Annotated in this window: 9 protein-coding genes; 7 read left to right on the forward strand and 2 right to left on the reverse strand. The window is 74.6% G+C overall.

Going from position 1 to position 11,763, the window contains the following annotated elements; all coding sequences use genetic code 11:
- The first annotated feature begins 229 nt into the window (after positions 1-229).
- The 3 genes from ettA (at position 230) to M0638_RS09790 (ending at position 3,932) form a co-directional block, all read left to right on the forward strand.
- Positions 230-1,909: an energy-dependent translational throttle protein EttA gene (gene ettA, locus M0638_RS09780; RefSeq protein WP_248666797.1), complete on the forward strand. Its 1,680-nt coding sequence runs from the start codon at positions 230-232 to the stop codon at positions 1,907-1,909.
- 7 nt (positions 1,910-1,916) lie between these two features.
- Positions 1,917-2,783: a GNAT family N-acetyltransferase gene (locus tag M0638_RS09785; RefSeq protein WP_248666798.1), complete on the forward strand. Its 867-nt coding sequence runs from the start codon at positions 1,917-1,919 to the stop codon at positions 2,781-2,783.
- Positions 2,784-2,957: 174 nt separating this feature from the next.
- Positions 2,958-3,932, forward strand: a complete 975-nt coding sequence (locus M0638_RS09790) for a Bug family tripartite tricarboxylate transporter substrate binding protein (protein ID WP_248666799.1) — start codon at positions 2,958-2,960, stop codon at positions 3,930-3,932.
- A gap of 110 nt (positions 3,933-4,042) precedes the next feature.
- On the opposite strand, the gene M0638_RS09795 is transcribed toward M0638_RS09790, so the two are convergent.
- Positions 4,043-5,023, reverse strand: a complete 981-nt coding sequence (locus M0638_RS09795; RefSeq protein WP_248666800.1) for a Bug family tripartite tricarboxylate transporter substrate binding protein — start codon at positions 5,021-5,023, stop codon at positions 4,043-4,045.
- Positions 5,024-5,336: 313 nt separating this feature from the next.
- Here M0638_RS09795 and M0638_RS09800 point away from each other — a divergent pair, with 313 nt between their 5' ends.
- Complete coding sequence (locus M0638_RS09800) at positions 5,337-5,624, forward strand: hypothetical protein (RefSeq protein ID WP_248666801.1); 288 nt, start codon at positions 5,337-5,339, stop codon at positions 5,622-5,624.
- A 249-nt stretch (positions 5,625-5,873) separates the two neighbouring features.
- Here the strand turns inward: M0638_RS09800 and M0638_RS09805 are convergent, their stop codons facing one another.
- Positions 5,874-6,785 carry an alpha/beta hydrolase gene (locus M0638_RS09805; RefSeq protein WP_248666802.1) on the reverse strand — a complete coding sequence of 304 codons (912 nt, stop codon included), beginning with the start codon at positions 6,783-6,785 and terminating at the stop codon, positions 5,874-5,876.
- 790 nt (positions 6,786-7,575) lie between these two features.
- On the opposite strand from M0638_RS09805, the gene cysD reads away from it, so the two are divergent.
- From cysD to M0638_RS09820, 3 genes are all read left to right on the forward strand, one after another.
- Positions 7,576-8,526 (forward strand): sulfate adenylyltransferase subunit CysD, encoded by a 951-nt coding sequence (gene cysD / locus M0638_RS09810; protein WP_248666803.1) that lies wholly within the window; start codon positions 7,576-7,578, stop codon positions 8,524-8,526.
- 13 nt (positions 8,527-8,539) lie between these two features.
- Positions 8,540-10,564, forward strand: a complete 2,025-nt coding sequence (cysC, locus tag M0638_RS09815; protein WP_248666804.1) for an adenylyl-sulfate kinase — start codon at positions 8,540-8,542, stop codon at positions 10,562-10,564.
- A 223-nt stretch (positions 10,565-10,787) separates the two neighbouring features.
- Positions 10,788-11,543 carry an MBL fold metallo-hydrolase gene (locus M0638_RS09820; protein ID WP_248666805.1) on the forward strand — a complete coding sequence of 252 codons (756 nt, stop codon included), beginning with the start codon at positions 10,788-10,790 and terminating at the stop codon, positions 11,541-11,543.
- The last annotated feature ends 220 nt before the right edge of the window (positions 11,544-11,763 follow it).

An 11,763-nucleotide genomic window follows, 5' to 3' on the forward strand; every position in this document is an offset into this window, starting at 1 on the left:
CACTACGGCGAACCGCGGTCCGGTTGGGACCGCGGTTCGCCGTAGCGCGTTGTTCCCGGCGCGGATTCACGCCGCCGGGCGTGTCCGCCCGCCGGCAATCCGCTCTAGCCTTTTGATTTGGCGCATTTCCCGCGCCGCCGAGCGCGTGCGCCCGGCTTGGAAATACTCTAGACCTGCGGGCGTTCTGCTCTAGAACAGCCTCATCCCCCACTGCCGCCGAGTACGCGCCATGGCCAGCTACCAGTACGTCTACGTCATGAAGGACCTGACCAAGTCCTATCCGGGCGGCCGCGAAGTCTTCAAGGGCATCACCCTGTCCTTCCTGCCGGACGCCAAGATCGGCGTGCTCGGCCCGAACGGCGCCGGCAAGTCCACGCTGATGCGCATCATGGCCGGCCAGGACAAGGAATTCGGCGGCGAGGCCTGGGCCGCCCCCGGCGCCACGGTCGGCTACCTGTCGCAGGAGCCCTGGCTCGACCCGGAGAAGACCGTGGGCGAGAACGTGATGGAGGCCTTCGCCACGCTGAAGGGCCAGCTCGACCGCTTCAACGAGATCTCGGCGAAGTTCGCCGAGCCGATGGACGACGAGGAGATGAACACCCTCCTCGCCGAGCAGGCGGAGCTGCAGGAGAAGATCGACGCGGGCAATGGCTGGGACATCGACCGCACCATCGAGATCGCCCTCGACGCGCTGCGCTGCCCGCCCCCCGAGAGCGGCGTGACCACGCTGTCCGGCGGCGAGCGCCGGCGCGTGGCGCTCTGCAAGCTGCTGCTGGAGAAGCCCGACCTGCTGCTGCTCGACGAGCCCACCAACCACCTCGACGCCGAGAGCGTCTCCTGGCTGGAGAAGACGCTGCGCGAGTACGAGGGCGCGGTGCTGGTCGTCACCCACGACCGCTACTTCCTCGACAACGTCACCAACTGGATCCTCGAGGTCGATCGCGGCCGCGGCATCCCCTACCAGGGCAACTACTCCGACTACCTCGAGGCCAAGCGCAAGCGCCTGAAGCAGGAGGAGCGCGAGGAGAGCACCCGCCAGCGCCAGCTCGCCGAGGAGCAGGAGTGGATCGGCCGCTCCCCCGCCGCCCGCCAGGCCAAGAGCAAGGCGCGCATCTCCGCCTACGAGGAGCTGCTGGCCAAGTCGCAGGAGCGGGCGCCCGACCCCACCGAGATCCAGATCCCGCCCGCGCCGCGCCTCGGCAACACCGTCATCGTCGCCGACGGCGTGCGCAAGGGCTACGGCAACCGGCTGCTGATCGACGACCTCTCCTTCAAGCTGCCGCCCGGCGGCATCGTCGGCGTGATCGGCCCGAACGGCGCCGGCAAGACCACGCTGTTCCGCATGATCACCGGCAACGAGCAGCCCGACGCCGGCACCATGACCATCGGCGAATCGGTCGAGCTGGGCTACGTCGACCAGAGCCGCGACAGCCTCAAGGACGACCGCACCGTCTGGCAGGAGATCTCGGACGGGCAGGACATGATCACCATGGGCAAGCGCAGCGTGCCCAGCCGCGCCTACTGCGCCGCCTTCAACTTCAAGGGCCAGGACCAGCAGAAGCGCGTCGGCGTGCTCTCGGGCGGCGAGCGCAACCGCGTCCACCTCGCCAAGATGCTGAAGAACCCGCACAACGTGCTGCTGCTCGACGAGCCGACCAACGACCTCGACGTCGACACGCTGCGCGCGCTGGAGGAGGCGCTGCAGGACTTCGCCGGCTGCGCCGTCATCATCAGCCACGACCGCTGGTTCCTCGACCGCCTCGCCACCCACATCCTCGCCTTCGAGGGCGACAGCCACGTCGAGTGGTTCGAGGGCAACTACCAGGCCTACGAGGCGGACAAGAAGCGGCGCCTCGGCGTCGAGGCGGACCAGCCGCACCGCATCAAGTACCGACCGCTGACCCGCTGAGGCGGCGATGTCCGGCCCCGTCGCCCTCCCCCTGCCGGGGCGGATCGTCCGCACGCGGCGGCTGATGCTGCTGCCGGTCGGGTGGGAGAACCTGCCCGACCTCGTGCGGCTGAAGGGCGACCCGGAGGCCTTCTCCCTCATGCTGCACGGCGTGCGCACCCCGGCGCGCACGCGCGAGGAGCTCGAGGACGACATCGACTTCTGGATGGTGCGCGGCTACGGCACCTGGGCCGTCCATCTCGTCGAGGGCGAGGCGGGCTTCGAGGACGGCGCCTTCCTCGGCATCTGCGGCCTGATGGAGCGGCCGGACGGGCGCGGCGTCGCGCTGCGCTACGCGCTCTGGCCGCAGATGCGCGGCCGCGGCTACGCGCGCGAGGCGGCGATGGCGGCGCTGGAATTCGGCGCCCGCGCCGGTCTCTCGCGCATCATCGGCGTCGCCCGCGAGAGCAACACCCCCTCCTGCAAGGTGCTGGAGGATCTCGGCATGCGGCTGGTCGGGGAATTCGACAACCACGGCAACCGCATGCGGCTCTACGAGTGGCTGGTGCCGGCAGCCCGGCCCGCCCCCGCCGCGCGACCCGCCCCGGCGGCGGAGGCCGCCGCCGCGGCACCGGGCCAGGCGGCACGGCGGCGGGCCGCCCCGGCAGCACCCGACCAGCCCGGGGCGGCGAAGGCCGGCAAGGCGGGGGCAGCGAAGGCCGGCAAGGCCGCGCGCCGGGCCGGCGCGCGACAGGCGAACGGCGCCGGGGCGGACGCCCCCCGGACGGACGGAGCCGGGGCGAAGGCGCCGACCAGGGCGAAGGCCGGCAAGGCCGCGGCGTCCGGGTCGAAACGACCGAATTCGAAACAAACCGGATCGGAGCGACCGGCGTAGAAGGACCGCCGGACCGAGGGGCGGCGAGGCGCCGCCCCGACGAAGCGCGCCGGGACGATGCCGGGCCGTCCCGCCCCCGCCGCGAAGGGGCCGCCCCTGCCTGGCCGGGAAGGCCGAATGCCGACCCGCGCGCCACCCGAGGCCAGGCCCGACCAGGGCAGGGAGACCCATGCCATGACGCTCCGCCGACGCCCGCTGCTTCTCGGCTCCGCCCTTCTCGCTGCCGGCGCCGGCGCCGCCCGCGCGCAGACGTCGCAGCCCACCATCACCATCGTGGTGCCCTACGCCGCCGGCGGCGGCACCGACATCGTCGGCCGCGTCTTCGCGCGCGAATTCGGCAAGGCGCTGGACCGCACGGTGATCGTGGACAACCGCGGCGGCGCCGCCGGCCATATCGGCTCCACCGCCGTCGCGCGGGCGAAGCCGGACGGCACGACGCTGCTCTACGCCGTCAGCACCAACATCGTGGTCAACCCGCACCTGCAGCGCGGCGACCGGATGGACCTCGCCACGGCGCTGACCCCGATCGCCCAGGCCTCCGCCTATGCCTACGTGCTGGTGGTCGATCCCGGCCTCGGCGTCTCCTCGGTGCGGGAGCTGATCGCGCTGGCCAGGCGCAAGCCCGGCGAGCTGACCTATTCCTCGGGCGGCGTCGGCAACAACAACCACCTGGCCGGGCTGCTCTTCGCCGAGGCGGCGGGCGTGCAGATGGACCATGTCCCCTACCGCGGCACCGCGCCGGCGCTGGTGGACGTGGTGGCGCACCAGGTCTCGATGAACTTCAGCTCGCCGCCGCCCGCCATCCCGCTGATCCAGGAAGGCAAGCTGCGTGCCCTGGCCGTCACCGGGCCCCGCCGCATGGCGGCGCTGCCCGACGTGCCGACGCTCGCCGAGGCCGGGCTGCCCGGCGTCACCATCACCGGCTGGCACTCCCTGCTCGCCCCGGCCGGCACGCCGACCGCGATCCTCGACCGCTACGAGGTGGCGGCGAAGCAGGCGGCCGCCAGCGCCGACTTCCGCGAGCGCTTGGCGCTGGAGGGGCTGGAGCCGGCGCCGGACCAGCCGCGCGCCACCTTCGCCAGGGCCGTGCAGGAGGAGAGCGCCTTCTGGGCGCGGAAGCTGCGCGAGCTGAACGTGCAGCTCGAGTGACCGCGCCGGGCTGACCGCGGCGCCGCGGGCCTCGCCCGCGCCGCCCCGCCCCGACGTCGGCGCTCCAGCCTTTCCGCCCGGGCCGCGCCAGGGCTTCCCGGACGGGCCGCTCAGCCCGGCAGCAGATCCAGCTCCCGCGCCTTGCGCCGCCAGAAGGCGGCCTCGTCACGCAGGAGGGTGGCGAATTCGTCGCGCGAGCACGCGGCCGACGCCAGCCCCTCGCGCGCCAGCGCCTCGGCGAACCAGGCTGATTCCCGGGCGAGCCTCGCCGCCGACTCCTGGCGCGCCAGCAGCGGGGGCGGCGTCGCGGCCGGGGCGAACAGGCCGTGCCAGCCGGTGATGGTGACGCCGGGCAGCCCCGCCTCGGCGAGGGTCGGCACCGCCGGCAGGTCGGGCAGGCGACGCGGCCCGGTGGTCGCGAGGGCGCGCAGCCGGCCGTCGCGCAGCCTCGGCAGCAGGGTCGCGGGCATCCCGAGCACCAGCGCGACGCGCCCCGCCGCGACGTCGCGCAGGGCCGGCGCGGCGTCGCGATAGGCGATGTGGTCGAGCGCGATGCCGGCCGCCTCGGCCAGCCGCAGCCCGGCGATGTGGTTCTCGCTGCCGACGCCGAAGGCGGCGAAGGTGAGCGGCCGGGCCCGGGCCCGCGCCAGCAGGGCCGGCAGCCCGCTCACGTCGAGCTGCGGCGACACCGCCAGCACGTAGGCGCAGGTGGAGAGCCGGGCCACGGGCGCGAGCAGCGCCAGCAGGTCCTCGCGCTCGCCGCGCGGCCCGCGCGGATCGGCGACGATGCCGGCGGACTGGGCCAGCAGCAGGGTGGCGCCGTCCGGCCTGGACCGCGCCACGACGCTGGCGCCGACATGGCCGGCGGCGCCGGCGCGGTTCTCCACCTGCACCGCCTGCCCCAGCGCCGTCGCGAGGGGGCCGGCGAAGGCGCGGCCGATGAAGTCGGCGCTGCCGCCGGCGGCGTGCGGCACGACCAGGGTGACGGAGTCGGCGGCCGACTCCTCGGCCGCCGCGTGCCGGACCGACGGCGCGGCGCCTCCCAGGGAGGCCGCCAGGACGACCAGTCGGCGGCGCGGCAGGATCGGCATGCGGCGGGCTCCCTGCATCGGTCGTGCACGGATGCCATGGCGGCGGCCGGGTTTCCAGCAGGCTGTCCTGCCGGCGCCGGGCCGCGCGGCACCATGGGTCGCCCGCCCGGGCGCCGCGCCGGGATGCGTGCGGGCCAGCAGGCGGCACACGCCCAGGTCGCATGTCGGATACCGGAACATCGGGTCGCGTGCGGCGGCGCCCGGCATCCCGGAAAAACCGCGTAACGCGAGTTGATGCCCCGCGATGCGCGCCGATGTTGCGGCCCTGCATGAGGTCGGTAGGCTATCCCCGTGCGAAAGTGAGGTTTTCGCCATGGCATATCTGCTGCAACACCGGGCCGGCCGGATCGCGCTGCGGCGTCTCAGGGCAGGCTGGTGCGTCGATTTCAAGGGACGGCGTGCCGGCACCTGGGACACGGCGACCGAAGCGGTACAGGCGCTCGCCGAGTCCCGGTCCGGCCTGCCGGGCTGGGACGGGCTGTGCGACGCGGCCGCCGTCTCGCGGACCGCCGCCCCCTGGCTCTGGGTGGCGGACAGCTTCGAGCATCCCGCCGCCGACACCGAACGGCTGCCGAGGGCGGCCGCCGAGACGAGGCGATGATGGCGGCCCGCCTGGCTCATCCCCCGCTCGGCACCGTCCTGCGGCGCCTGCTGCTCTGGTGGCGGGTCGGTCGCCACTACCGGCCGGAGCGCCGCTACATGCGCGGCAACCGGCCCTGAAGGCTTCGTGCCGCCGGGCGTCTCTCGCTCCCCGGCGGCACGCCCGGGGCATCCCCAGTCCGGGCAGGCTCGCCCGGCGCCCCGGAAGATGCGCCGGATCGAAGGCCGGAGCCCTGCCGGCCCGGTCCGGTCAGGCCGGAAGGGGGCCGGGCACGGGCAGACGCATCGCCCGCAGCAGGGCGGCGCCGATCGCGGTCGCCGGGTCATCGAGCGCGAACACGATGTCGAAGTGGTTGGACGCCCCGGGCGCCGGAACCAGCTCGGCGGCGCAGCCCGCCCCGGCGGCGCGGGCCCGGTAGTCGGCGGTCTGACGCCTGAACTCGCCGGTCTCGCCCGGCGCGACGCTGCACAGGATCGGCAGGCCGGGCGGGGGCGGCGGCAGCAGGGCCGGGCTCAGCGCCCGCGCGCGGGCGGCGTCGAGCCGCAGCCAGTCGTTCGGCAGGCATCGCAGCAGCGGCTCCAGCTCGTAGAGGCCGGAAAGCAGCGTCGCGCCGGCCACCGCTCGCTCGGGCAGGCCGAATTCCGCCTGCCAGCCGCCGCCCGCCGCCAGCATCGCCGCGAGGTGCGCGCCCGCCGAGCTGCCGGAGACGTGGATCGCGCCCGGATCGCCGCCGTAGCGGTGGATCTCCCGGTGCACCCAGGCCAGCGCCGCGCGGCACTGGCGCACGATCTCCTCCAGCGTCACCGAGGGCGCCAGCGCGTAGTTCACCACGACGACGCAGGCCCCCGCCGCCACCAGCCCGGTCGCCATGGAGCCGGAATCCGCCGCGTCCAGCAGCCGCCAGTAGCCGCCGTGGATGAACAGGAAGACCGGGGCCGCCGCCGCCGGCCCCGCGCCGCGCGCCGGATAGACGTCCAGCCGCTCCGCCTCGGTCGGGCCGTAGCGCAGCCCGGCATGGTGCGGCAGGGCGGCCTTGGCCGCGTCGGTGCGCCGGCGGTACTCGGCCAGGATCGGCATGATGTCGGCCACCGTGCCACGCGCGTCGTATTCCCGTTCCAGCCTGGCGTGGTCCATGCCGCGCCAGGATTCCGTGCCGTCCATCGCCGCTCCGCCCGCCCCGGCCACCGGGGCTCCATGGTCGTGGGAAGGGGACGAGGTCGCCCCGTCCCGCATGGCCGCCGCGAATCCCGGATCCCGGCGCGGCTGCCGCGTTCTACAGCGAACCGCAGTCCGGTTGGGACTGCGGTTCGCTGTCGCTCGGTGTTCCCGGCGAGGATTCACGCCGCCGGGCGTAGCCGCCTTCCGGCGATCCGCTCTAGAGCCGTTCCGGCCTGACTGTATCAGGCCGGAACGGCTCGAGCCTTTTGATTTTTCGCATTTTCCGAGCCGCTGAGCGAAAACGCTCAGCTTGAAAATGCTCTAGAGCCGATCCAGCCTGACCGCATCAGGCCGGAACGGCTCTAACCTTTTGGTTTTTCGCATTTTCCGGGTCGCTGGGTGAGTACACCCAGCTTGAAAATGCTCTAGAGCCGATCCAGCCTGACCGCATCAGGCCGGAACGGCTCTAGCCTTTTGATTTTTCGCATTTTCCGAGCCGCTGAGCGAAAACGCTCAGCTTGAAAATGCTCTAGAGCCGATCCAGCCTGACCGCATCAGGCCGGTACGGCTCTAGCCTTTTGATTTTTCGCATTTTCCGAGCCGCTGAGCGAAAACGCTCAGCTTGAAAATGCTCTAGCGCAAAGCGCGCCGCCATGGGCCATCCCCGTCGCGCGCCTCGACCCCCGCCCCGGCCCTTGCTATGGACACCGACGATGCTTCCGGCGTGCCGCCCCCGCCTTCGCCCCGTCGCCGTGTCCCATGGCCGGGGCGGCGCCCGGCCCGCCCGGGGCCGATGAGCCGGCGCGCCGCGACCGACGGGCCGCCCCTGCCCCGCCCGGCGGGCCGGCCGGCGCCGCCCCACCTGCGGGAGCTCGAGGCCGAGGCCATCCACGTCCTGCGCGAGGCGGCCGCGACCTGCCGCCGCCCGGTGCTGCTCTACTCGATCGGCAAGGACAGCGGCACGCTGCTGCACCTCGCCCGCAAGGCCTTCCACCCCGCCCCCCTGCCCTTCCCGCTGCTGCACGTGGACACGGGCTGGAAGTTCCGCGCCATGTACGCGATGCGCGACCGGGTGGCGGCGGACCCGACGCTGCGCCTGATCGTGCACCGCAACCCGGATGGCACCCTCTGCGGCATCGACCCGCTCGCCGATCCCGCGCGCCATACCGAGGTGATGAAGACCGAGGCGCTGAAGCAGGCCCTGGCGGCGGGCGGCTTCGACGCGGCGATCGGCGGCGCCCGGCGCGACGAGGAGCGCAGCCGCGCCAAGGAGCGCATCTTCTCGTTCCGCGACGCCGCCCAGCGCTGGGAGCCGCGCACCCAGCGGCCGGAGCTCTGGCGCCTCTACGGCACCGGCCTCGGCCCGGGCGAATCCCTGCGCGTCTTCCCGCTCTCCAACTGGACCGAGCTGGATGTGTGGCACTACGTCCGGCAGGAGGGCATCCCGGTCGTCCCGCTCTACTTCGCCGCGCCCCGGCCGGTGCTGCGGCGCGGCGGCCGCCTGATCGTGCCGGACGACGACCGGCTCGCGCTCCGCCCGGGCGAAGCGCCGGAGATCCGTCTCGTCCGCTTCCGCAGCCTGGGCTGCTACCCGCTGACCGGCGCGGTGGAGAGCACCGCCGCCGACCTGGACGCGGTCGTCGCGGAGCTGGAGGCGGGCCGCCGCTCGGAGCGCGGCGGCCGCGCCATCGACGGCGAGGGCCGCGACTCGATGGAGGCCCGGAAACGCGAGGGCTACTTCTGATGGGCGGCGCGTGATGGACGGCGGGGGAACGCTGCTGCGCGTCGTCGCCCTCGGCGCGGTGGACGACGGCAAGTCCACCCTGCTCGGCCGCCTCGCCGCCGATCTCGGCCAGATCACGGAGGAGGAGCGCGCGGCGATCGCCGCCCCGCTTCCCGTCGGCATCCCTGCCGGAGCCCCTGGCGGCGCCCTTGGCGGCGCCCCTGGCGGCGTCCATGCGCCGCGGCCCGTCGGCCCCGACCACGCGCTGCTGCTCGACGGGCTGGCGGCGGAGCGCGAGCAGGGCATCACCATCGACGTCGCCTACCGCTCCCTCGCCGTCGCGGGGCGCCGCGTCCTGCTGGCGGACGCGCCGGGGCACGAAGGCTACCTGCGCAACGCCGTCACCGCCGCCTCGCTGGCCGACCTCGGCATCCTGCTGGTGGACGCGTCGCGCGGCCTGCGGCCGCAGACGCGCCGCCACGCCCTGGTGCTGTCCCTGCTGCGGGTGCCGCGCGTCGTGCTGGCGGTCGGCAAGATGGACCTGGTGGGGCACGACCGGGACCGCTTCGAGGCGATCGCCGCCGGATTCGCCGCGCATGCCGCCCGGCTCGGCCTCGATGCCGTCCAGGCGCTGCCGGTGGTGGCGACCACCGGCGGCAACCTCGTCCGGCGCGATCCGGCCATGCCCTGGTACGCGGGGCCGACCCTGGTCGAGTGCCTGGCGGCCGCGCCCGCCGCCGAGACGGCCGGGCAGGCCTTCCGCATGCCGGTGCAGTGGGTCGCCCGCACAGGGGTGGCAAGGGAGGCGGCAGTGGGGGGGCCGGCGGCGGGAACGGCGGCCGCCGCCGGCTTCCGCGGGTTGGCCGGCCCGGTCGCCGCCGGCACCGCGCGGCCGGGCGATGCGCTCCGCATCGTGCCCGGAGACCGGGCGGCCACGGTCGCGCGCCTCGTCTCCCCCGACGGGGACCTGCCCGTCATCCGGGCGGGCGAGGCGGCGATGGTCGTGCTGGCCGAGGAGGTGGATTGCGGCCGCGGCGACGTGCTCTGCGCCGCCTCGGCACCGCTGGAGTCGGCCGACCGGTTCGAGGCGGCGCTGATCTGGTTCGGCGACGCGCCGTTGCGGCCCGGGCATTCCTGCCGGCTCCAGCTCGCCACCACCCTGGTCGGCGCCCGCGTCACGGAGGTCGGCCACCGCCTCGACGTGGAGAGCGGCCCGACGGAGGACGGCCCGGCGGAGACCGAACGGATGCCGGCCGCATCCGGGCCCTCGTCTCCCGGCATGGCGACCGGATCTCCGGCGGCGAACGGTACGGCGGCCGAGCTGCCGGCAAACGGGATCGGCGTCTGCCGGCTGCTGACCGACCGGCCCATCGCCTTCGCCCCCTACGCGGAGAGCCGTGAATTCGGCGGCTTCGTGCTGGTCGACCGGCGGAGCAACGCCACACTGGGCGCCGGCATGATCCGCCGCCCGCTGCGTGGCGCCGAGAACCTCCACTGGCAGACGCCGCGGGTGGACCGCGCCGCGCGCGCCGCACGGCTCGGCCAGCGCCCGCGCGTGCTCTGGTTCACCGGCCTCTCCGGCGCCGGCAAGTCCACCATCGCCAACCTCGTCGAGGCACGGCTGCACGCCGAGGGCCGGCATACCTACCTGCTGGACGGCGACAACATCCGCCACGGGCTGAACCGCGACCTCGGCTTCGCCGCCGCGGACCGCGCCGAGAACATCCGCCGGCTGTCCGAGGTGGCGCGGCTGATGGCCGATGCCGGGCTGGTCGTGCTGGTGGCCGCCATCTCGCCCTTCCGGGCCGACCGGCTGGCGGCGCGGGAGCGGATCGGGGCGGCCGACTTCCTGGAGGTGTTCGTGGACGTGCCGCTCGAAGTCGCCGAGGCGCGCGACCCGAAGGGGCTGTACCGCAGGGCGCGGGGCGGGCAGATCGGCGACCTCACCGGCATCGGCAGCCCCTACGAACCGCCGCAGGCTCCCGAGCTGCACCTCGACGCCACGCGCCCCGCCGAGGAGTCGGCCGAGCTGGTGCTGCGGCTGCTGGCGCGGGACTGATTCCGCCCCGCGCAGGTCCCGCCCCGCGCGGGGCGGTATCGCGCACGGGGCCGGAGGGGCTGGTCGCGCGCCGGCCCGCGACGTCGTACCGGCCCGCTCCTCCGGCAGACGAGCGCCGCGTCGGGCCGCGCGGGCGCCAGCGGATGATTGCGGAAACGGTACTTTTCCGGCAGGCTCGTCCCGCCCGGGCCGGAGAGTCATTCAACCGGAGAGGCAGCGGACCATGGACCAGGATCGCCCTGCCCTTCCCCGCCTGCGCGTGCTCGGCTGCGGCGATGCGTTCGGCAGCGGCGGGCATCTGCAGGCCTGCTTCGTGCTGGAGCACGCGGCGGGCGCGGCGATGCTGGATTGCGGGGCCACCGCCGCCCACGCGGCGCAATGCCGGGGCTTCGACCTGGCACGGATCGACGCGATCCTGCTCAGCCACCTGCACGGGGACCATTTCGGCGGCCTGCCCTTCCTGCTGCTGCACTGGCACCGGGCGAGGCGCCGCCGCACGCTGACCATCGCCGGCCCCGAGGGCACCGAGGCGCGGGTCCGGTCCCTGCTCGACCTGCTGTATCCCGGCTTCCGTGCCCAGATCACCGGCTTCCCGATCCGCTTCGAGACGCTGCGTCCCGGGACGGCGACCCGGATCGGCGCGCTCGACGTGACCTGCGTCGAGGTCTCCCACCCGAGCGGCGCCATGCCGCTGGGCCTGCGCGTCGCGGTCGACGGCCGGGTGCTGGCCTACAGCGGCGACACGCGCTGGAACGAGGCGCTGCCGGGGCTGGCGCGCGGCGCCGATCTGCTGCTGATCGAATGCACCGAGGTGGTGCCCGGCACGTCCTGGCACCTCGACCTGCAGACGCTCCGCGCGCACCGGGCGGCGCTGCTGGCGCGGCGCATCCTGCTCACCCATCTCGGCCCCGACATGCTGGCGCAACTGCCGCTGCCGGACCTGGAGGTCGCCGCCGAGGGGCTCGTGGTCAGCCTCTGAGCGGCGGCGGGCCTGCCGGCTGCCGCCGGCGGGCGCCGCGCGCCCGGCGCCGCTCGGCTCGGGCGCGACCGCGCGGCGCCCCAACCCGACCTCCCGCACCGACCGGGACGTCGTCGCATCGCGGGCCGGCACCCCCGGCCGCGGCGGCGCTCGATGCCGCCGCCGGATGCCGCCGCCGGTCAGTCGCGCTGCGGCATCGCCTCGGGCACGACGGTCTTCA

Source organism: Roseomonas acroporae (genome assembly GCF_023223525.1).
GTDB classification, from domain to species: domain Bacteria; phylum Pseudomonadota; class Alphaproteobacteria; order Acetobacterales; family Acetobacteraceae; genus Roseomonas_E; species Roseomonas_E acroporae.

Bases quoted from the DNA above. Each gene is read 5' to 3' on its own strand.
- M0638_RS09790 (WP_248666799.1), top strand. From the start codon at position 2,958: ATGACGCTCCGCCGACGCCCGCTGCTTCTCGGCTCCGCCCTTCTCGCT.
- M0638_RS09805 (WP_248666802.1), bottom strand. From the start codon at position 6,785: ATGGACGGCACGGAATCCTGGCGCGGCATGGACCACGCCAGGCTGGAA.
- M0638_RS09800 (WP_248666801.1), top strand. From the start codon at position 5,337: ATGGCATATCTGCTGCAACACCGGGCCGGCCGGATCGCGCTGCGGCGT.
- cysD (WP_248666803.1), top strand. From the start codon at position 7,576: ATGAGCCGGCGCGCCGCGACCGACGGGCCGCCCCTGCCCCGCCCGGCG.
- M0638_RS09785 (WP_248666798.1), top strand. From the start codon at position 1,917: ATGTCCGGCCCCGTCGCCCTCCCCCTGCCGGGGCGGATCGTCCGCACG.
- cysC (WP_248666804.1), top strand. From the start codon at position 8,540: ATGGACGGCGGGGGAACGCTGCTGCGCGTCGTCGCCCTCGGCGCGGTG.
- M0638_RS09795 (WP_248666800.1), bottom strand. From the start codon at position 5,023: ATGCCGATCCTGCCGCGCCGCCGACTGGTCGTCCTGGCGGCCTCCCTG.
- M0638_RS09820 (WP_248666805.1), top strand. From the start codon at position 10,788: ATGGACCAGGATCGCCCTGCCCTTCCCCGCCTGCGCGTGCTCGGCTGC.
- ettA (WP_248666797.1), top strand. From the start codon at position 230: ATGGCCAGCTACCAGTACGTCTACGTCATGAAGGACCTGACCAAGTCC.